Raw genomic sequence first — 17,915 nt, 5'->3', positions numbered from 1 at the left:
CGCGCTGTCTCCGGCGGAGGTGCTTGGACCAGGATGAAAGGAAGCGCGATGAAGGATCTGGAGAACATTCCCGCGCTGATGTCCGAGATCGGCGCGAATGCGCGGGCCGCGGCGGCGGAGCTGGCATTCGCCACGGCCGAGCGCAAACATGCCGCGCTCATTGGCGCGGCCGAGGCCGTCTGGAATGCGCGGGACAAGATCATCGCGGCGAATGCCGAGGATCTGGCTTACGGCCGCGAGAGGGGGTTGAGCCCGGCGATGATGGACCGGCTCATGCTGAACGAGGACCGCGTGCGGGGCGTTGTGGACGGGCTGCGTTCGGTCGCCGAGCAGAGGGATCCGGTGGGCGAGGTGATCGCCGAGTGGGACATGCCCTCGGGCCTTCGCATCCGGAGGGTGAGGATGCCCTTGGGCGTCGTCGGCGTCATCTATGAAAGCCGCCCAAACGTGACAGCGGATGCCGGCGCGCTGTGCCTCAAGTCAGGCAACGCCGTGATCCTTCGCGGCGGGTCCGAGAGCTTCCACTCGTCACGCGCGATCCATGCCTGCCTCGTGGAGGGGCTGACGTCTGCAGCGCTGCCCGAAGCGGCGATCCAGCTTGTCCCGACCCGCGACCGGGCGGCAGTAAGCGAGATGCTGAAAGCGGTGGAGTTTATCGACGTGATCGTGCCGAGGGGCGGCAAGGGGCTCGTCGGGCTCGTCCAGAAGGAGGCGCGTGTGCCGGTCTTTGCGCATCTCGAGGGCATCTGCCATGTTTATGTCGACAAGGACGCCGATCCGGAGAAGGCGCGCGCGGTCGTTTTGAACGCCAAGACGCGGCGGACGGGTATCTGTGGGGCGGCAGAATGCCTTCTGGTGCACAAGGATATCGCCAGCGGGCTCGGCCAGCAGATCGTTGACGATCTGATGGCGGCCGGGGTCGAGGTGCGGGCCGAGGGGCTGAAAGGTTCGAAGCCCGCCGAGGCGGAGGATTTCGGTCGAGAGTTTCTCGATATGGTCATCGCGGCGAAGGTCGTCGATGACGTGGATGGCGCCATCGCCCATATCCAGCGCTACGGGTCGAGCCATACCGAGGCGATCCTCACCGAGAACGATAGGGCGGCGGAGCGGTTTTTCACGCGGCTCGATAGCGCGATCCTGATGCGGAACGCCTCCACCCAGTTCGCCGATGGCGGCGAATTCGGCATGGGGGCGGAGATCGGCATCGCGACCGGCAAGATGCACGCGCGCGGGCCCGTGGGGGCCGAGCAGCTCACGAGCTTCAAGTATCTCGTCACCGGCAACGGGACCGTTCGCGCGTGACTGCGGAGCCTACGGACGAGGAACTCGCCGACCGCTATCGCCCCCGGATCGAGGCCGAGCTCGCCGATCTGGATGCCGCAACAGAGGCGACGACGGGCGACCGCAAGCCGGTGGAACTGGATCAGCAGAGCGTCGGGCGGCTGAGCCGGATGGACGCCATGCAGGGACAGGCGATGGCGGCGGCGGTCGAGTCGCGCAGGGCGCAGCGCCGGTCGGCGCTGGAAGCTTCCTTGAGGCGCATGGCCGAGGGCGAGTTCGGCTGGTGCGCCCGCTGCGGCGAGTTCATCGGCGAGGGCCGGCTGGATGTCGATCCGGCCGCCGCGACATGCGTGATCTGCGCGGGACGGCCGGGCTAGAAACCGATCGCGATCCGGCCGGGCGCGGTCTCGACCGAAATCGTGCGGCCGAGCCGGGCGAGTTCGAGCGGCAGCAAAGCGAACTGAACATGCGCCGGGGCGATGTCAGTCCCCACGCTCAGGCCCTCGAGTCCCGACCAGAGGGTTTCGTCGATGTTAAGTCTTTCCGCCTTCGCGACGAGCCGCCATGAGCCGTTCTCAGCGTCGACCTTGACCCGGCCACCATAGGGCAGCGCCGTCTCGATGCATTGGAGCGCCAACAAGGCCGCCTTCACTTCAGGCCTGGGCGGATCGCCCGCCGCCTGCCAGTCGACGATCAGCCGCCCGCCGCGCGTCATGTCCTCAAGGATTGAGCGGATTTCGGTGCGCGCCACGCGCTGCTCGTCGCCCGCCGCGCCGAACGCGATCCGGAAGAAGCGGATTCGCGCATTGGCGTTGGTCACGCTTTCCGAAATCAGCGCGATTTCGGGGCCCGCCGCCGCGCCCGACATCATCAGAAGCTCAACCCCATTGCCGATCGCGCCGAGCGGGCTGATAAGGTCGTGGCAGATACGCGACCCGAGAAGCGCGACGAGATCGGGGCTGTCAGATTGCATGGCGGCTCCTTGGCTGGAGGTGATCATGTTCGAAGTCTTTGAACCGGGGATGCTGGTGCGTCACCCTTCGCATGACGATTGGGGGCTCGGCCAGGTACAGTCCCGCATCGGCGCGCGGATCACCGTGAACTTCGAACACGCCGGCAAGGTGGTGATCGATGGCAGGCAGGTCGAACTGGTTCTCGTCATAGACCCCGAGGATTGACTGGCGGGTGTTTTGGCCACGCTAGCACAACCCAAAGGCGTGTCAACGCGCCCTTGCCCGATCCGCGCGTGTTGCAAATGACGCATGCCGCCCCTAAAACTCGCGCCGATCCGCAAAGGAAGGTCCGAGCGCCGCACATGACCCCTGACGACACGCCCCTTCTGGTCCGCCTGGCCGTTACGGAGGTCGACCTGCTCGCGGCGCAGCGGCTTCGCTACCGGGTATTCGTCGAGGAGTTGGGGGGCGACGGGCCACTCGTCGACCATGCCGGTCGGTTCGAGCGCGACGAGCTCGACCCCGTCAACGATCACCTGATCCTTGTTGACACACGGCGGGATGCGGCTGTGCTCGACCATGTCGTCGGGGTCTACCGGCTTTTGCGCGGCGACAGGGCGGCGGGGTTCGGGCGGTTTTACTGCGACGGGGAGTACGACCTCGGCCCTCTGCGCGCCTCGGGGCGACGGCTTCTGGAGCTTGGACGGTCCTGCGTCGACGCCGAGTATCGTGGCGGCACGGCGATGTTCTTGCTGTGGAACGGGCTCGCGGACTACGTGCTCGAACACGGCATCGAAGTGCTCTTTGGCGTCGCGAGTTTTCATGGCACGAGTGTCGAGGCGCTGAAGGTGCCGCTCGCCTGGCTCCATCATCACCATCTCGCGCCCGAGAAACTCCGCGTCCGCGCCTTGCCTGCGCATTACCAGAGCATGGACCTGGTGCCCGCCGAACAGCTCGACCGGCGCGAGGCGATGGTCGCGATGCCGGCGCTGATCAAGGCCTATCTCAGGCTCGGAGGGTTCGTGGGCGAGGGCGCCTATATCGATCACGAATTCAACACGACCGATGTCTGCCTTCTGATGGATACCGAAGCGATGAGCGTCCGCCACAAGGGTTTCTACACGCGCAAGCACGAGGCGCGCGCGTGACCACCTGGCGGAGCGAGGCTACCTCCGACCGCGCGCGTCTCGGGCCACTCGGACTGTCGCTTGTCGCGCTGCGCGGCCTTGCGTTTGCAGTCGTGGTCCAATTCGGGCTGCTTCTCCTGCTCGTGATCCGGCTCGTCGAACGACCGCTCGCCGGTCTGGAGCGGCCTGTCTCGCCGTTCGTCACGCGCATCGTCTGCCGGCTGAGCCTGGTGATCTGCGGCATCTCCTACAACGTGCGTGGCCGGCCCATGACGGCGCGCGGCGCGGTGGTGGCCAACCATTCCTCGTGGCTCGACATCTTCGCGCTGAACGCCTGCCAGAGCGTCTACTTCGTCTCCAAGGCCGAGGTCGCGGCCTGGCCCATGATCGGCTGGCTCGCCCGCGCCACCGGCACGGTCTTCATCGCGCGCAACCCCAAAGAGGCGAAGGTTCAGCAGCAGGTCTTCGAGGACCGGATCCGCGCGGGACACAAGCTGCTGTTCTTCCCGGAGGGTACGTCGACCGACGGGTTGCGCGTCCTGCCATTCAAATCGACCTTGTTCGCGGCGTTCTACAGCCATGGACTGGAGCATGTGATGCAAATTCAGCCGGTGAGCGTGGCCTATCTCGCGCCGCCCGGACGGGTGCGCGAGTTCTACGGCTGGTGGGGCGACATGGTTTTCGCGTCGCATCTTCTGAAAGTGCTCGCCCAACCTGCCCAGGGCCGGATCGAGGTCGTCTTCCACGAGCCCGTGGCGGTCGACGCTTTCCACTCGCGCAAGGCGCTTGCCCGGCATTGCGAAAACGAAGTCCGGGACGAGCTTCAGCGAAGCCTTCGACCGGACTACCGGACGAATACCGACTAGCCCCAGAGGGCTGGCCAGACCGTGCGCGCGTCAGCCGATCGGGGCGAGAAGCGCCTTGAGTGCCCCCGCCGGGTCACCGGCCGACCAGATCTCCTCTCCGATGCCGAAAAAGTCGGTGACCGGGGCCAGATCGGCGACGAGTTCCACCGTCAGGCCACCCTCGGCCACGACGGGCACCTCGATCATCTCGGACCACCAGGCGAAGAGATCGCGTTCGGCCCGTGCGCCTGTGCCGAGCGGGCTGTCGCCTACCGGGCCGAAGCTGACATAGTCCGCGCCCGCCTCGCCCGCGTTCATCCCGTCGTGGCGCGAGGTGCCGCAAAACGCACCCACGATCGCGTCCGCGCCTAGCTCCTTGCGCGCCGAACGGACCGAACGGGCGCCGTCGGGTAAATGGACGCCGTCCAGTCCGTGGCGCTCCACCAGCTTCAGGTGACTGTCGATGATGAGCGCAACGTCCCGGTCGTGGGCCAAGAGCCTCAGCGCATCGGCCGCCCGTCCGATCTTGTCGGCATCCGTTCCGGCAAGCGCCAGCCGCACGCAAGCCACCGCGGTTGCGTCCAGAACGGCGGCGAGCCGGTCGGAAAAGCTCTCAAGTTCGAACTCCGCCGGAGTCACGAGGTAGATCTGCGGGCGGTCGTTCACTGCCATGTCCGGCTCCGGGTCCTGAGGTCGAACGGGGCCTTAGCGCAGAAATCCCCGCTTGGCTACGGGGGCTCACTTCGGAGGCAGCGATTTGACGAAGGGAAGCGCTAGCGCCATGAGCCAGGCGCGACGGGCGTCGTCGGTCACGACCTCGTCGGTTACCTCGACCCAGCCTCCCATCCGGCGCCCGGTGAAGGCCATCGGCACGACACCCGGCATATCGAGCGCGGCGGCCTCGTTGTCCTTGCCGACGCGGAAGACGCCGCCGCCCTGATGGACGCCGCAGAGCATGTTGCCCCGGAGCAGGAGCGCGACACCGCCGAACATCTTCTTCTCGGTGACGGTCTCGCCCGCGAGATCGTCGCGCATGATCTGCAAGAGCCCTTGGTCGATCGCCATCGCCGCCTCCTTGCGATACGGGTCCGCCCATCGTATCAGGCGCGCGAACCCACGGGAACGCGCATGTCAGACCTCCAGCCGGCCTTTATCCTCGTCCGCCCGCAGATGGGCGAGAACATTGGTGCGGCAGCGCGCGCGATGCTGAATTTCGGGCTGAGCCACATGCGGATGGTTGACCCGCGCGACGGCTGGCCCAATCCGCGCGCCGTTGCGATGGCGTCGGGCGCGGCGGGCCGGGTGCTGGACGGGGCCGGCGTTTTTGCGAGTTTGCCCGAGGCGATACACGACTGCGCCTATGTCTTCGCCACTACCGCCCGGTCGCGCGACCTGACGAAGCCGGTGATGACGCCCGAACGGGCTATGGAGCATGCGCGGGCCCTGTCGGCCGCCGGGCAGAAGGCCGCGGTCCTTTTCGGGCCGGAGCGCGCGGGGCTCGAGAACGAGGATGTCAGCCGCGCCAACGCGATCATCTCGGTGCCGGTGAACCCGGATTTCCCCTCGCTCAACCTCGCGCAGGCGGTTCTGCTTTGCGCCTATGAGTGGCGGCGGCAGGGTGCGGCTGTGCCTCCCGAGGTTTTGGCGCTTGCCGGAACGGAGCTTGCCCCCGCGATCGAGATCGAGAAGCTCGGTGATCACTATGAGGAGCGGCTTGAAGAGGTCGGCTTCTTCTTCCCGGAGACGAAGGCCGAGGGGATGAAGCTGAACCTCCGCAATCTCTGGAGCCGGATGCCGCTGACACGGGCGGATGTCCAGACGCTGCACGGGATGCTCAGACAGATCACCCGGCGGCGGGACCGGTAAGGGGGCGTACCGCGGGCCGCCAGTGGCAATTCCGCCGGGTTGAACAGCAGCGAGGCATACCGCCGGCGGTACTTGAAGCTCACCGGGCCCGGGCCTAGTGTCCCGCGCGATGAACGGAGGGGCGCATGGCCGGCAAACGGAGCATCTTCGAGGAAGTTGGCGAGGTGTCGAAGCCTGCCGGGGCGCCGAAGGGCGGCATGATCGATCAGGGGCGCGGCGGCGCACGCGGGGCGGTCAGGATCTGGCTCGGCGTGCTCTTCGCGCTCGTCGTGGTGATGATCGCGGTCGGCGGGCTCACGCGGCTGACGGATTCGGGGCTCTCGATCACCGAATGGCGGCCCGTCACCGGCGCGCTGCCGCCGATGAGCGAGGCGGACTGGCAGGCGGAGTTCGAGAAGTACCGGGGGAGTCCGGAGTTTCAGCTTCAGAACAGCCAGATGGACCTCGCCGCGTTCAAGACCATCTACTGGTGGGAATGGGGCCACCGCCAGCTCGGCCGGATCGTCGGCCTCGTCTGGGCGGCGGGCTTCGTCTTCTTCTGGGCGACGAAGCGCATCCCGCCGGGCTGGGCCGGGCGGCTTCTGACGCTTGGGCTTCTGGGGGGATTGCAGGGCGCGATTGGCTGGTGGATGGTCTCGTCGGGGCTGACAGGGCGCATGGTCGACGTCGCCTCCTACCGGCTCGCGATCCATCTCGGCCTCGCCTTCGTGATCCTCGGCCTTATTGCCTGGCACATGCTGTCGCTGTCGCGCACCGAGCCGCAGCTTCTCCAGGCGCGGCGGGCGCGCGAGCCGAAGCTCTATTCGCTGGCGACCGGGCTGATGCATTTCGCTTTCCTCCAGATCCTCTTCGGCGCGCTCGTCGCCGGGATCGATGCGGGGCGCGCCTTCCCGACCTGGCCCTTGATGGGCGACAGCTTCTTTCCGGCGGACGCCTTCTATCTGCCCGAGGGCGGGCCGGCGGTGCTTGCGTTCTTCGAGAATCCGGGGCTCGTGCAGTTCGTGCACCGGATGTCGGGCTACCTGCTTCTGGCCTTCGCCCTCGTGGTCTGGCTGAGGGCGCGCAAATCGGCCCATCCGGCGACCAAGGCGGCCTTCGACTGGGCGGTTGTGATTCTCTTCGGTCAGGCCGTGATCGGGATCGTGACGGTGCTTCATGCCGCGCCGCTCGGGCTCGGCCTCGCGCATCAGTTGATGGCCGTGCTCGTCTGGATGCTGATTCTGCGCGCCCGCCACCGCGCGCAATTCCCCATCGTCCGATCCATAAGAGGCAGCCGATGACCGCCTTCGACGAACTCATATCCTTCCAGCGCGAGACCGAGGCGCTGGCGCAGATCGCGGGCCGGCTGGGCTGGGACCAGGAAACCGTCATGCCCCGGGGCGCGGCCGAGCAGCGCGGCGAAGAGATGGCGGCCATCGAAGGCGTGCTGCATGCCCGCCGCACCGATCCGCGGATCGGAGACTGGCTTGCCAAGGCGAAGGCGGCGGACGCAGCGGGGATGCGGTCGCTCGAGCTCATCCGGCGGGCCTACGGGCGGAATGCGGCGGTCCCGGCGAAGCTTGCCGCCGAGATCGCGCGGGTGACGAGCGTGGCGCAGGGTATCTGGGCAGAGGCGCGGGCGCGGAACGACGTCGCGCATTTCCTGCCGACGCTCGAGAAGGTCGTGGCGCTGATGCGCGAGAAGGGGCAGGCGCTGGCGGCGGCCGGGTTCGGCGCGGGCGATCCCTACGACGCGCTGCTCGACGATTACGAGCCCGAGGCGACGGCGGCCATGATCGCCGCGATGTTCGACCGGATGCGCCCGCGTCTCGTGGCCTTGCGCGAGGCGATCCTGGGCGCGGCGAATCCGCCGAAGCCGCTCTCCGGGCATTTCGCCGAGGCGCGCCAGCTCGGCCTTGCCCGCGATCTGGCCACGGCCTTCGGCTACGACTGGGAGCGCGGGCGCCTCGATCTCGCGGTCCATCCGTTCTCCTCCGGCTCGGGCAACGACGCGCGGATCACGACTCGGGTCGTCGAGGGCGATCCCTTCAACTGCTTCTATTCGACGATCCACGAGGTCGGCCACGCGACCTACGAGCTCGGCATCGACCCGGCGCATTTCTTCACGCCCTTGGGGCAGGGCGTCTCGATGGGCGTCCACGAGAGTCAGAGCCGCATCTACGAGAACCAGCTTGGCCGGAGCCGCGCCTTCACCGGCTGGCTGCACGGCCAGATGCACGCGATCTTCGGAGATTTGAGCGTCGCCACGGCCGAGGAGTTCTACCGCACCGTCAACCGCGTCCAGTCGGGCTTCATCCGCACCGAGGCGGACGAGGTGCACTACAACCTCCACATCATGATGCGCTTCGATCTCGAACGCGCGCTCTTCGGCGGCCCACTGGAGGTCGCCGATCTGGAGGATGCCTGGAACACCCGTTTCGCGAAGGATTTCGGCATCGCGGTCGACAAGCCGGCGAACGGGATGCTGCAGGACGTGCACTGGTCGGTGGGGCTTTTCGGCTACTTCCCGACCTACGCGCTCGGCAATGTCTATGCGGGGTGCCTTCACAAGGCGCTGAGGGCCGATCTGCCGGATCTCGACGCGCATCTGGCGCGCGGCGATGCGCGGCCCGCGACGGATTGGCTGCGCGAGAAGGTGCAGCGGTTCGGCGGGCTCTACCCACCGGGCGAGGTGATCGAGCGCGCCGCGGGCTTTGCGCCGGGCGAGGGGCCGCTTCTCGACTATCTCGAGGCGAAGTTCCGCGCGATCTACGGGCTCTGAGCGGATGACGCGGGACGAGAGCCGGGGCGTCTGGCTCTTGGCCGTCGGCCAGACGGCAGGCTACGCCTCGCTCGTCTACGTCTTCGGCGCGATCATCCTGTCACTGGAGGCGGGGAGCGACTGGAGCCGGGCGGAGCTGGCGCTTGGGCCGACGCTCGCGCTGCTGACCCAGGCGGTGCTTGCGCCGTTCTCGGGACGGCTCGTCGACCAGGGGCGGGGCGGGGCGCTGCTCGGCGGGGCGGCGGTGCTCGGAGGGGTCAGCCTCGCGCTTCTGTCGCAGGTAGGGCAGCTCGCTCTCTGGTACGCGTTCTGGACGGCGATCGGCGTCGCGCAGGCGGCGAGCCTCTACGAGACCTGCTTTTCCTTCCTCACGCGCCGGCTCGGACCGGAGGCGCGGCGAGCGATCATCCGGGTGACGCTGGTCGCCGGGTTCGCCTCGACCTGCGCCTTCCCGCTCGGCGCCTGGTCGGGCGCGGAGCTTGGCTGGCGCGGGGCGCTTCTGGTCTTCGCGGCGGTGGAGATCGGAATCACGCTTCCCGCCAACGTGATCGGCGTCCGGCTTCTAAGACGCGGCGCGCGGCGCGGCGGGCCGATGGTGGCCACGCCCCGGGGCGCGGTGCTCGCCGTCCTGAAGCTGCGCGAGTTCTGGGCGCTGGCCGGCTTCTTCGGGCTGACAATGGGCAACCACATGATGCTGACGACCTTCGCGCTGCCCGTTCTGACCGAGCGTGGCGCGGCCGAGGCCGTCGCGGTTCTCGTGGCCTCAACGGTCGGCCCGATGCAGGTCGCGGGACGCGTCCTCCTGATGCTCGGCGGCGCGCGCATCCGGGCGGGCGCGGCGGCGCGGGGCGTGGCGCTCGTGATGTCGCTCGGCAGCGCGGCGCTGTTGCTCGCCACCGGCCAGGTCGCGCTCTTCTTCCTCTACGCCATCTGCCAGGGCGCCTCGATCGGCATCACCTCGATCCTGCGCCCCCTCCTGACCGCCGAAGCGCTGGGCCAGGAGAATTTCGGCGCGGTGAGCGGCGCACTCGCCATGGCGCCGCTCGGGGCGATGGCGGCGGCGCCGTTCCTGGGCGCGCTGCTGATCTCCGCGGGCGGCGTGACGCTTCTCCTGTCGGTGACGCTCGGGCTCGGGCTCGGGGCCTTAGCGCTCGCGATCTGGCTGCGGACGCGCGGGATCTGACGCGGCGCGAGCGGGCGGGCGGGCTCAGGACCAGTCGGGCTTGCGCTTCTCAATGAAGGCGGCGATGCCCTCCTCGGTGTCGCGCCAGAGCATATTCTCGACCATGACCGAGGCGGCGTGGTCGTAGGCTGCGGCGCGGGTCATCTCGATCTGGTCGTAGAAGGCGCGCTTGCCGATCTTGACGGCGGCGCTGAGCTTGCCCGCCACGGTCTCGGCCAGCGCCCGGGTTTCGGCGCCGAGCGTCTGAGAGGGGACGACGCGGTTGACGAGGCCGATGTCGGCGGCGCGGGCGGTGTCGATGAACTCGCCGGTCGTCAGCATCTCGAAGGCGATCTTGCGCGGCACGTTGCGCGACAGGGCGACCATGGGCGTCGAGCAGAATAGCCCGATATTGACGCCGTTCACACCAAAGCGCGTGCCTTCGGCCGCGACCGCCATATCGCAGGAGGCAACGAGCTGGCAGCCGGCGGCGGTCGCGATTCCGTGGACTTCCGCGATGACAGGCTGGGGAAGCGCGGGGATCATCTGCATGACCTCGGCGCAGCGGGCGAAGAGATCGGCGAAATAGGCACGGCCCTTGTCCTCGGCGGCGCGGCCAGCCTGCATTTCCTTCAGGTCGTGGCCGGCACAGAACGCCTTGCCGGCACCGTTCAGGATCACGACGCGGGTCGCGTTGTCCTCTGCGAGCCTCGCGAACTCCGCCTTCAGTGCCGCGAGCATCGCGTCCGACAGCGCATTGAGGCTGCCGGGCGCGTTGAGTGTCAGGGTCGCGATGCCGCCGTCATCGGCGCGCAAGAGAAGATCGTCGCTCAACTTGTCATTCTCCCTTGGTTGGGCAAAGTCTAGGGCGCGCGGCGCGGGGAGGGAAGATGCAGACGGTCATGAGGGAAGCCGAACTGGCCGCGTTCCTCGAACGTGAGTTTCCCCAGGTCAAGGACGATTTCGCCATCGAGCGGTTGACCGGGGACGGGATCGTGGTGCGTTTGAAGGTCGCCGAACGGCATCTGAGGCCCGGCGGCACCGTGTCCGGCCCCTCGATCTTCGCTTTGGCCGACGTCGTCGTCTATCTCGCGATTCTCGCGCGGCTCGGGCCCGTGGCGCTCGCCGTTACGACGAATGGCGGAATCGATTTTCTTAGGAAGCCTGTGGCGGGCACCGACCTGATCGGCGAGGGGCGGCTATTGAAGATCGGCCGGGTACTCGCCGTGGGGGACGTCCTGATCCGCTCGGACGGCATGGAGGACCCGGTCGCGCGGGCCAGCATGACGTACTCAATCCCGCCCAACCGCTGACACAACTGCGCCTAACTAACGAATTATCAACGTAAACGGGCGAGTCTGCCGGTGGGGCGGATGCGCGCGGGAGAGGTCTATGCGCCTGAGGGGCAGGACAGGACTATTGGCATTGGTCGCCTTCGTCGCGGCCGCTATTGCCATGCCTGCCCGAACCACCACGATCGGTGTCGCGACGGTTCCCGCCTTCTGCACGCATGATCTGTCGGCGGAGGGCCAGCCGGACACGTCGACCGACTGCACGCCTTTGACTGATGGGATTCTCGTCTCATCGGGGCCGGTGTCGCGCCTCGGCGCGATGAGCGCGCCGGAGAGGCGGGCGATGTCCGATCTTTCGCCGCGCAGCACGCTATTGGCGGCTCGTGGATTTCTCTTGCGCCTCTTTGCCGATGGGGTGACCCGGTCACGCAGGTCGGATGTGCCGATGCTTCGCATCGACCTGGGGAGCGTGCGTTCGGCGCTTGTAGGGATGGGGCCCATCCCGATCGGAGTGCCGGTGATGAACGTGGCCGCGCCGGTCGCCGGGATCGATGCGAGCGATTTCGTCTTCCCGGGCGAGGCGGCGGCACGCGTTCTCCTCTGGCGGCGGCAAGGCGGTGTCGCGGAGTGGACCGGCATTTGGGGCACGGTCGTGATCCCGATGCCGTCCGGTATCCCCGAACGGCCCGAGTTGAAACGCCCCGCACCGATCAAACCCCTCTACACACCCGTGCGGTCCCCGCTCAATCTGTCGACCATCCCACCGCCGCGCCGCGTAGCGCGATCGGGAACGCCCCTTGCATTGCCCGCACAAACGGGAGGCGGGCTATCCGCCGTACCGGCGCCCGTGCCGCTGCCGCCCGCTTGGGCCGGCTTCGGCGCGGCGATTGCGCTTCTGGCTGCGCTCAGGCTCGGGCGCCGACCGGCGAAGGAAAGTTAGGGTCGAAAAATGGGGTATTTAAATACCTAATTCATAATGCATTGAAATTGCGTATGAAAATTTGCATGCGCCCTCTTGACGGTTGCGCGTCAGTGTCGCAAAAGCCTGCATCCGAATTGGACCGGCTCTCGGGCCGTCCCGCGATCCCGAATGCGAAGGGCAGACAATGAAGACCTATACCGCGAAACCGGCGGAGATCGAGAAGAAGTGGATCCTGATCGACGCGGAAGGCGTCGTTCTGGGCCGCCTCGCCACGATCGTCGCCAATCGCCTCCGTGGCAAGCACAAGCCGACGTTTACCCCGCACATGGACATGGGCGACAACGTGATCGTCATCAACGCCGACAAGGTGCAGATGACGGGCAACAAGCGCGCCGACAAGCGCTACTACTGGCATACCGGCTATCCGGGCGGCATCAAGCACCGCACGGCCGACCAGATCCTCGAGGGCGCCCATCCCGAGCGCGTCGTGATCAAAGCGGTCGAACGCATGATCTCGCGCAACCGGCTCGGCAAGCAGCAGATGTCCAACCTGCGGGTCTATGCCGGCACCGAGCATCCGCACGAGGCGCAGTCCCCCGAAGTCCTCGACGTCAAGTCGATGAACCCGAAGAACACCCGGAGCGCGTGAGCATGGCCGAAGAAATCAAATCCCTCGACGATCTGAAATCGGCCGTGTCGGACGATGTTGCCGAGATGCCGGCCGCTGAAGCGCCGCGCGAGCCGCAGCGAGACTCTCTCGGCCGCTCATACGCGACGGGCAAGCGGAAGGACGCGGTCGCCCGTGTCTGGATCAAGCCGGGCTCCGGCAAGGTCACGGTGAACGGCAAGGAAATGGACGCTTATTTCGCCCGCCCCGTGCTGCAGATGATCCTGCGCCAGCCCTTCCAGGTCGCCAATGTCGAAGGTCAGTTCGACGTGCTGGCGACGGTTGCAGGCGGTGGCCTATCGGGTCAGGCCGGCGCGGTGAAGCACGGCATCAGCCGCGCGTTGCAGCTCTATGAACCGTCGCTTCGTCCCGCGCTGAAGGCGGCTGGCTTCCTGACTCGCGACAGCCGCGTGGTTGAACGGAAGAAGTACGGCAAGCGCAAGGCGCGCCGGTCGTTCCAGTTCTCGAAACGCTGATCGAAGGCCGGATTTCCGGCTGGACACGGTAAGGGCGCGGCCGGTTGGCCGCGCCCTTTCGCTTCCGCATCCCGGCAACCGACCGTTGCGCCGTGCGGGACCGGCGATAAGTCGCCGCTGGTTCGCACCCGCCGGCGAGCCTCGGCGAGTGCGGCGCGCAAGCGTGGAATTGCGGGGAATATCGGCCTGGAGCCGCGCGATCGGGATTGCTCCGGCACGGCGATCCCGCGCCGCTCATGTTGCCTGCCGGACCCGATCACGCGCATTTGTGCGGCTGCCCGATTGACGGCGAACCGGACGCGACGTCATGTTCGCTGCATTGAGGCAGAACACGAGAGCAGAAAATGCCCGTCAAGACCCGCTACCACAGCTCCCCCGGGGGCTTCGACATGCTTGGGCTGCGCCAGAACGCGACAGGCGGCGTGGAGATCATCTACGACGATGGCGTCAAGCGCAGGCTGAAATGGCGCGTGTGTTCGCCCGCGTCGGAAGGCGCGATCGGCGAGGCGCTGCGGCATGCGGTCAACCAGACCCGTGTGCTGCCCGCGCTCTATTCCGAGTTGAAGCGCCGCTCCATCGCCGTCGAGTCTATCTCCAGCTAACCAGGTGCCTGCCGCCATCGATCCTGCCGTCGGTCACGACGGCAGGACGATTGTCGCGCGCATGAAGGTGACGGCCCGCGCCGTCAGGATCACGCGGTCGCCGGCGCGCCGGCCGCGAAGGCTGCCGCCGCGCGGCGAGGCCTGGAAAGCCGCGAGGTCCTCGCGCCCGAGGCGGTCGGCCCAGTAGGGTATCAGCGTCGCGTGGGTCGACCCGGTCACGGGATCCTCGGGGATGCCCGCCGCCGGCGCGAAATAGCGTGACACGAAATCAACCGGATCGCCGTCGTGGCTGCGCCCGCCCTTCGCGGTGATGCAGAGCCCCTGGCCGTCCAGCGCGGCGATGCCGGCGAGGTCCGGCGCGAAGTTCCGGACCGCCTCGGACGAGGCCAGTTCGACGAAGAAATTCTCGAAGTTCCTCGCTCCTGCAACCGGCATTTCGTTGAACAGCGCGGTAAGCGAGTCAGGCAGGGGGTTAAGCGGGTCGGGCGGCAGCGCGGGGAAATCGAGGTCATAGGCGCCGTCGGCTCGCGGAATCACGATCAATTCGCCTACCTTACGGGTCGCGAAGGCGATGGGTCCCTTCGCGCCGTATTCCGTCGCGAGCACATGGGCCGAGGCGAGCGTCGCGTGGCCGCAAAACGCGACCTCTTTCACGGGTGTGAACCAGCGAAGCGCGCGCGCGGCCCCGGCGCCGGTGACGAAAACCGTCTCGGCGAGATTGTTCTCGGCGGCGATGGCCTGCATTTCAGGCTCGGGCAGCGGCGCGTCGGAGACGAGGACCGCCGCAGGGTTGCCTGCAAAGACGCGGTCGGTGAAAGCGTCGACCTGAAACATCGTGAATTCGCGCATCGTTGCCTCTTGCGGAAAAAGTCGGCCGGGACGGGGCCCGGCCGAAGAAACGGGCCCATTGGGGATCGACAGGCCCGGTCAGGGAGTCCAGAACGGCTTGGCGATTTCGTGGTCGCGCCCGGCCCGCGTCAACCCGATATCGTCAATCAGACGATCATCGAGCCGCTCGAGCGCCCGGCGGCTTCGCTGCCGCCGGACCCAGAGAAACAACATGGAGCCGACGCGACCCACCGGCGTGGCGAAAGCATGCGCGCGCGCGGCGGAGCGAGAGATGTGAGAGCGGAGGGAGAAAGACATATCGTGACTATTGTGTTGATACATATTGCGGTTCAATTCTGAATAATGCATACAATATGAAAGTTGTGTCATCCATGGGAATATTGTCTTGGGTACAATGTGGCAGCCAGACCTCTCACTATTTGACGGACCGAAATACCTGGCCCTGACAAGGTCGCTGCGCGAAGCAATCCGCAGGGGTGAGCTGGCCGAAGGTTCGCGCCTGCCGCCGGTGCGCGACCTTGCATGGCGCCTCGGCATGACACCAGGCACGGTGGCGCGCGCCTATCAGATCGCGACGCAGGAGGGACTATTGGAGGCTGCCGTGGGACGCGGAACCTTCGTCGCCGCGAGCGAGCCGCGCTTCGGCGCCAGTCAGCCTTTGTTCCTGGAGCCGCGCGCGGGAACACATGATCTCGCGGCTGCGGGGTCCCGACCGGCCGATCTGCGCACGCCACAGCTTCCCGATGTCGGGCAGGGTGCCGCGATTGCGGCCGTTCTCGCGCGCATGGCCGAGGCGGGTGCGTCCGACTATCTCGGTTATCCGGGCCTGAGACGCGACGGAACGCTGCGGCGCGCCTTTGCGCAGTGGCTGGAGGACCGAGTGCTAGGCCCCGTCGCCGCCGACGACATCGTGCTAACCCATGGCGGTCAGAACGGTATCAACCTGGCGCTGCAATGCTGCCTGAAGGGCGCCCGGCCCCATGTCGTCTGCGAAGAACTCGCCTATCCCGGCTTCCGCCACGCGGCCCGCCTCAACCGCGCCGAGATCGTGCCGGTGGAGATCGACGGGGCGGGGATGTGCGCCGAGGCGCTCGATGCGGCCTGCCGCCGGACCGGAGCCCGCATCGTCTGCGTCACGACGGACGCGCAGAACCCCACGACGGCGCGGATGCCGCGCGAGCGGCGGGACGAGATCGTGAAGGTGGCGCGCCGGCATGACCTGCAGATCATCGAGGACGACTGCTATTCGATCCAGAGCGCGACCGAACCGGCCCTGCGGGCGCTCGCGCCCGAACGCACCTGGCACGTCACCTCGATCTCCAAGGCGCTTGCGGCGGGACTCCGGTTCGGGGCCGTCGTCTGCCCGCCCGGGCTCGGCGAGGCCGGGCGGCTGGCCGCCCAGCACGCCTATTTCGGCCTCGCGCGGCCGGTGACGGAGATCGTCGAGGCGCTGCTGGTCTCTGGTGAGGCGGCGCGCCTGCGCGATAAGGTCCATGCCGTTTTTGCGCAGCGGCTAGAACTGACGCTGAATATCCTCGGCCGCTACGACCTTGCCTGGCAGCGCGGACTCGCCTTCGTGTGGCTTCGTCTGCCGCAGGGCTGGCGCGCTTCGACCTTCGCGCGCGACGCCGAGACGGCAGGCGTACTCGTGCGGTCGGCCGACGAATTCGCGCTGATCGGTAGCCATACGCCCAACGCCGTCCGCATCGCGCTGAACGGCGCGTTGCCCGAACGCGACTTCGCCCGGGCGCTGGAGGTCATGGCGCGGCTTCTCGACAACCCGCCGGGCGACCTGCCGGTCTGACGGCAATGGTGGGGCGGATCATCGAAACCGACGCCTGTGTGGCGGAAGGCGTGGCCTGGCTTGCCGCGCGCGATCCGCGATTCGCGGCGCTTCTGGCCGAAACCGGGCCCCTGCCGCTCCGCCGCAGGCCGGATGGCTTCGCGGCCCTTCTGGATGCGGTTCTCGGCCAGCAGGTCTCGACGGCCTCCGCCGATGCGCTCTGGGCGCGGATGGAGGCGGCGGGGCTCGTGAGCGAAGCGGCCATCGCCGCGGCGACCGAGGACGATCTGCGCGCCTGTGGCCTGTCGCGCCAGAAGATCCGATACGCCGTTGCGCTGGCGCAGGCGCGCGTCGATTACGATGCACTGCGCCGGGCGTCCGACGAGGAGGTGATCGCGACTCTGACGGCCCTTCCGGGCATTGGCCGCTGGACTGCGGAGGTCTATGCGATCATCTCGCTCGGCCGCGCGGATGTCTTCGCGCCCGGTGATCTCGCGCTACAGGAATCGGCCCGGCTCGTCTTTGGACTGCCTGAACGGCCGGGCGAACGCGCGCTCCGCGCGATGGCCGAGGAGTGGCGCCCGTGGCGGGCGGTTGCGGCCCGCGCGCTCTGGGCCTACTACCGGGTGAACAAGCGGCGCGAGGGGATGAGGTGACACGTGAGTTGAAATTCGGGCGCCGGGCGGCGCATTCGGGAAAGGCGCGATCGCTCGTCATGTTCCTGCACGGCTACGGGGCGGATGGGGCGGACCTTCTGGGCCTCGCCGATTCGCTTGGCCCCCATTTGCCCGACACCGTCTTCATCGCGCCCGACGCGCCCGAGCCCTGTGCCGGCAACCCCTTCGGACGCCAGTGGTTCCCGATCCCCTGGCTCGATGGCTCGTCCGAGGCGGAGGCGACTTCAGGCATCACGCAGGCGGCAGACGATCTCAGCGCCTTTCTCGATGCCACTCTCGCCGAGGAAGCGATGACGCCCAGCCAGCTTGTCGTCTTCGGATTTTCGCAAGGCACGATGATGGCGCTGCACGTGCTGCCGCGGCGGCCCGCGCCGGTCGCGGGCATCGTCGCCTTTTCGGGCCGGCTCGTCGCGCCCGAACGGCTCGCGGCGGAGGCGGTGTCGAAACCGCCCGTGCTGCTCGTCCACGGCGATCAGGACCCGATGGTGCCTTTCGAGGACATGGGCTTTGCCGGACGGGCACTGACGGATGCCGGTTTCGAGACCTACGGGCATGTCATGAAAGGCACGGGCCACGGCATCGCGCCCGACGGGCTGTCGGTCGCGCTCGCCTTTCTCAAGGAAAGACTGCCCGCGGGCTGAGGCTGCCGGTC

The 17,915-nt window shown here is 67.6% G+C and carries 23 protein-coding genes; 17 read left to right on the top strand and 6 right to left on the bottom strand.

The genetic code is table 11. From position 1 onward, the window contains the following. The first annotated feature begins 48 nt into the window (after positions 1 to 48). Positions 49 to 1,302 carry a glutamate-5-semialdehyde dehydrogenase gene (locus DEA8626_RS09470; RefSeq protein WP_108853406.1) on the top strand — a complete coding sequence of 418 codons (1,254 nt, stop codon included), beginning with the start codon at positions 49 to 51 and terminating at the stop codon, positions 1,300 to 1,302. Next, a complete protein-coding gene (locus tag DEA8626_RS09465) occupies positions 1,299 to 1,658 on the top strand; it encodes a TraR/DksA family transcriptional regulator (protein ID WP_108852715.1) in 360 nt (119 codons plus the stop codon). The genes DEA8626_RS09470 and DEA8626_RS09465 overlap by 4 nt, the downstream gene beginning before the upstream one ends. Here DEA8626_RS09465 and DEA8626_RS09460 read toward each other — a convergent pair. Continuing rightward, positions 1,655 to 2,254, bottom strand: coding sequence for a histidine phosphotransferase family protein (locus DEA8626_RS09460; RefSeq protein WP_108852714.1), 600 nt, complete (start codon positions 2,252 to 2,254; stop codon positions 1,655 to 1,657). The two genes, DEA8626_RS09465 and DEA8626_RS09460, sit on opposite strands and share 4 nt — an antisense overlap. A 25-nt stretch (positions 2,255 to 2,279) precedes the next feature. Here DEA8626_RS09460 and DEA8626_RS09455 point away from each other — a divergent pair, with 25 nt between their 5' ends. The 3 genes from DEA8626_RS09455 to olsA all read left to right on the top strand — a co-directional run bounded on the left by DEA8626_RS09455 (position 2,280) and on the right by olsA (position 4,227). Further along, on the top strand, positions 2,280 to 2,459 hold the full coding sequence (locus DEA8626_RS09455) for a DUF3553 domain-containing protein (protein WP_108853405.1): 180 nt from the start codon (positions 2,280 to 2,282) through the stop codon (positions 2,457 to 2,459). Between the two features lie 137 nt (positions 2,460 to 2,596). Further along, the gene (gene olsB / locus DEA8626_RS09450; RefSeq protein WP_108852713.1) at positions 2,597 to 3,382 is read left to right on the top strand and encodes an L-ornithine N(alpha)-acyltransferase; all 786 of its coding nucleotides are present in this window, start codon (positions 2,597 to 2,599) and stop codon (positions 3,380 to 3,382) included. Continuing rightward, the gene (olsA, locus tag DEA8626_RS09445) at positions 3,379 to 4,227 is read left to right on the top strand and encodes a lyso-ornithine lipid O-acyltransferase (protein WP_108852712.1); all 849 of its coding nucleotides are present in this window, start codon (positions 3,379 to 3,381) and stop codon (positions 4,225 to 4,227) included. The genes olsB and olsA overlap by 4 nt, the downstream gene beginning before the upstream one ends. Before the next feature lie 30 nt (positions 4,228 to 4,257). Here olsA and DEA8626_RS09440 read toward each other — a convergent pair whose 3' ends face one another. Next, positions 4,258 to 4,878 (bottom strand): thiamine phosphate synthase, encoded by a 621-nt coding sequence (locus DEA8626_RS09440; RefSeq protein ID WP_108852711.1) that lies wholly within the window; start codon positions 4,876 to 4,878, stop codon positions 4,258 to 4,260. A 66-nt stretch (positions 4,879 to 4,944) separates the two neighbouring features. Beyond that, positions 4,945 to 5,271 (bottom strand): TfoX/Sxy family protein, encoded by a 327-nt coding sequence (locus DEA8626_RS09435; RefSeq protein ID WP_108852710.1) that lies wholly within the window; start codon positions 5,269 to 5,271, stop codon positions 4,945 to 4,947. A gap of 63 nt (positions 5,272 to 5,334) precedes the next feature. On the opposite strand from DEA8626_RS09435, the gene DEA8626_RS09430 reads away from it, so the two are divergent. The 4 genes from DEA8626_RS09430 (at position 5,335) to DEA8626_RS09415 (ending at position 10,016) form a co-directional block, all read left to right on the top strand. Next, the gene (locus tag DEA8626_RS09430) at positions 5,335 to 6,072 is read left to right on the top strand and encodes an RNA methyltransferase (protein WP_108852709.1); all 738 of its coding nucleotides are present in this window, start codon (positions 5,335 to 5,337) and stop codon (positions 6,070 to 6,072) included. 125 nt (positions 6,073 to 6,197) lie between these two features. Further along, positions 6,198 to 7,352 carry a heme A synthase gene (gene ctaA / locus DEA8626_RS09425; RefSeq protein ID WP_108852708.1) on the top strand — a complete coding sequence of 385 codons (1,155 nt, stop codon included), beginning with the start codon at positions 6,198 to 6,200 and terminating at the stop codon, positions 7,350 to 7,352. Continuing rightward, on the top strand, positions 7,349 to 8,833 hold the full coding sequence (locus DEA8626_RS09420; protein WP_108852707.1) for a carboxypeptidase M32: 1,485 nt from the start codon (positions 7,349 to 7,351) through the stop codon (positions 8,831 to 8,833). Before ctaA ends, DEA8626_RS09420 begins: the two co-directional genes overlap by 4 nt. Before the next feature lie 4 nt (positions 8,834 to 8,837). After that, a complete protein-coding gene (locus DEA8626_RS09415) occupies positions 8,838 to 10,016 on the top strand; it encodes an MFS transporter (protein ID WP_108852706.1) in 1,179 nt (392 codons plus the stop codon). A 24-nt stretch (positions 10,017 to 10,040) separates the two neighbouring features. On the opposite strand, the gene DEA8626_RS09410 is transcribed toward DEA8626_RS09415, so the two are convergent. Next, positions 10,041 to 10,829 (bottom strand): enoyl-CoA hydratase, encoded by a 789-nt coding sequence (locus DEA8626_RS09410; RefSeq protein WP_108852705.1) that lies wholly within the window; start codon positions 10,827 to 10,829, stop codon positions 10,041 to 10,043. A gap of 56 nt (positions 10,830 to 10,885) precedes the next feature. Here DEA8626_RS09410 and DEA8626_RS09405 point away from each other — a divergent pair, with 56 nt between their 5' ends. From DEA8626_RS09405 to DEA8626_RS09385, 5 genes are all read left to right on the top strand, one after another. Next, entirely contained in the window at positions 10,886 to 11,308 is a 423-nt protein-coding gene (locus DEA8626_RS09405) for a PaaI family thioesterase (protein ID WP_108852704.1), read from the top strand. A gap of 79 nt (positions 11,309 to 11,387) precedes the next feature. Beyond that, complete coding sequence (locus tag DEA8626_RS09400; protein ID WP_146188854.1) at positions 11,388 to 12,227, top strand: hypothetical protein; 840 nt, start codon at positions 11,388 to 11,390, stop codon at positions 12,225 to 12,227. Positions 12,228 to 12,393: 166 nt separating this feature from the next. Further along, entirely contained in the window at positions 12,394 to 12,858 is a 465-nt protein-coding gene (gene rplM / locus DEA8626_RS09395; protein WP_108852702.1) for a 50S ribosomal protein L13, read from the top strand. A gap of 2 nt (positions 12,859 to 12,860) precedes the next feature. Further along, on the top strand, positions 12,861 to 13,352 hold the full coding sequence (gene rpsI, locus DEA8626_RS09390) for a 30S ribosomal protein S9 (protein WP_108852701.1): 492 nt from the start codon (positions 12,861 to 12,863) through the stop codon (positions 13,350 to 13,352). A 344-nt stretch (positions 13,353 to 13,696) separates the two neighbouring features. After that, a complete protein-coding gene (locus DEA8626_RS09385; RefSeq protein WP_108852700.1) occupies positions 13,697 to 13,954 on the top strand; it encodes a hypothetical protein in 258 nt (85 codons plus the stop codon). Positions 13,955 to 13,987: 33 nt separating this feature from the next. On the opposite strand, the gene DEA8626_RS09380 is transcribed toward DEA8626_RS09385, so the two are convergent. After that, positions 13,988 to 14,803 carry a PhzF family phenazine biosynthesis protein gene (locus tag DEA8626_RS09380; RefSeq protein WP_219929178.1) on the bottom strand — a complete coding sequence of 272 codons (816 nt, stop codon included), beginning with the start codon at positions 14,801 to 14,803 and terminating at the stop codon, positions 13,988 to 13,990. 78 nt (positions 14,804 to 14,881) lie between these two features. Then, positions 14,882 to 15,016, bottom strand: coding sequence for a DUF1127 domain-containing protein (locus tag DEA8626_RS21760; protein ID WP_219929177.1), 135 nt, complete (start codon positions 15,014 to 15,016; stop codon positions 14,882 to 14,884). Between the two features lie 181 nt (positions 15,017 to 15,197). Between DEA8626_RS21760 and DEA8626_RS09370 the strand changes: the two genes are divergently transcribed. Genes DEA8626_RS09370 through DEA8626_RS09360 form a run of 3 tightly spaced genes read left to right on the top strand, consistent with a single transcriptional unit; the run spans position 15,198 to position 17,904 of the window. Beyond that, positions 15,198 to 16,607, top strand: coding sequence for an aminotransferase-like domain-containing protein (locus DEA8626_RS09370; RefSeq protein ID WP_108852698.1), 1,410 nt, complete (start codon positions 15,198 to 15,200; stop codon positions 16,605 to 16,607). A gap of 5 nt (positions 16,608 to 16,612) precedes the next feature. After that, complete coding sequence (locus tag DEA8626_RS09365; RefSeq protein WP_108852697.1) at positions 16,613 to 17,242, top strand: DNA-3-methyladenine glycosylase family protein; 630 nt, start codon at positions 16,613 to 16,615, stop codon at positions 17,240 to 17,242. Next, positions 17,239 to 17,904 (top strand): alpha/beta hydrolase, encoded by a 666-nt coding sequence (locus tag DEA8626_RS09360; protein ID WP_108852696.1) that lies wholly within the window; start codon positions 17,239 to 17,241, stop codon positions 17,902 to 17,904. The genes DEA8626_RS09365 and DEA8626_RS09360 overlap by 4 nt, the downstream gene beginning before the upstream one ends. Positions 17,905 to 17,915 lie beyond the last annotated feature (11 nt).

The organism is Defluviimonas aquaemixtae (assembly GCF_900302475.1).
Lineage (GTDB): Bacteria > Pseudomonadota > Alphaproteobacteria > Rhodobacterales > Rhodobacteraceae > Albidovulum > Albidovulum aquaemixtae.
This window is presented reverse-complemented; position numbering and strand designations above follow the sequence as displayed.

Coding starts and splice junctions, on each gene's coding strand:
- DEA8626_RS09470 (WP_108853406.1), top strand. CDS start 49: ATGAAGGATCTGGAGAACATTCCCGCGCTGATGTCCGAGATCGGCGCG.
- DEA8626_RS09460 (WP_108852714.1), bottom strand. CDS start 2,254: ATGCAATCTGACAGCCCCGATCTCGTCGCGCTTCTCGGGTCGCGTATC.
- DEA8626_RS09455 (WP_108853405.1), top strand. CDS start 2,280: ATGTTCGAAGTCTTTGAACCGGGGATGCTGGTGCGTCACCCTTCGCAT.
- olsB (WP_108852713.1), top strand. CDS start 2,597: ATGACCCCTGACGACACGCCCCTTCTGGTCCGCCTGGCCGTTACGGAG.
- DEA8626_RS09440 (WP_108852711.1), bottom strand. CDS start 4,878: ATGGCAGTGAACGACCGCCCGCAGATCTACCTCGTGACTCCGGCGGAG.
- DEA8626_RS09435 (WP_108852710.1), bottom strand. CDS start 5,271: ATGGCGATCGACCAAGGGCTCTTGCAGATCATGCGCGACGATCTCGCG.
- DEA8626_RS09430 (WP_108852709.1), top strand. CDS start 5,335: ATGTCAGACCTCCAGCCGGCCTTTATCCTCGTCCGCCCGCAGATGGGC.
- ctaA (WP_108852708.1), top strand. CDS start 6,198: ATGGCCGGCAAACGGAGCATCTTCGAGGAAGTTGGCGAGGTGTCGAAG.
- DEA8626_RS09420 (WP_108852707.1), top strand. CDS start 7,349: ATGACCGCCTTCGACGAACTCATATCCTTCCAGCGCGAGACCGAGGCG.
- DEA8626_RS09415 (WP_108852706.1), top strand. CDS start 8,838: ATGACGCGGGACGAGAGCCGGGGCGTCTGGCTCTTGGCCGTCGGCCAG.
- DEA8626_RS09405 (WP_108852704.1), top strand. CDS start 10,886: ATGCAGACGGTCATGAGGGAAGCCGAACTGGCCGCGTTCCTCGAACGT.
- DEA8626_RS09400 (WP_146188854.1), top strand. CDS start 11,388: ATGCGCCTGAGGGGCAGGACAGGACTATTGGCATTGGTCGCCTTCGTC.
- rplM (WP_108852702.1), top strand. CDS start 12,394: ATGAAGACCTATACCGCGAAACCGGCGGAGATCGAGAAGAAGTGGATC.
- rpsI (WP_108852701.1), top strand. CDS start 12,861: ATGGCCGAAGAAATCAAATCCCTCGACGATCTGAAATCGGCCGTGTCG.
- DEA8626_RS09385 (WP_108852700.1), top strand. CDS start 13,697: ATGCCCGTCAAGACCCGCTACCACAGCTCCCCCGGGGGCTTCGACATG.
- DEA8626_RS09380 (WP_219929178.1), bottom strand. CDS start 14,803: ATGCGCGAATTCACGATGTTTCAGGTCGACGCTTTCACCGACCGCGTC.
- DEA8626_RS21760 (WP_219929177.1), bottom strand. CDS start 15,016: ATGTTGTTTCTCTGGGTCCGGCGGCAGCGAAGCCGCCGGGCGCTCGAG.
- DEA8626_RS09370 (WP_108852698.1), top strand. CDS start 15,198: ATGTGGCAGCCAGACCTCTCACTATTTGACGGACCGAAATACCTGGCC.
- DEA8626_RS09365 (WP_108852697.1), top strand. CDS start 16,613: ATGGTGGGGCGGATCATCGAAACCGACGCCTGTGTGGCGGAAGGCGTG.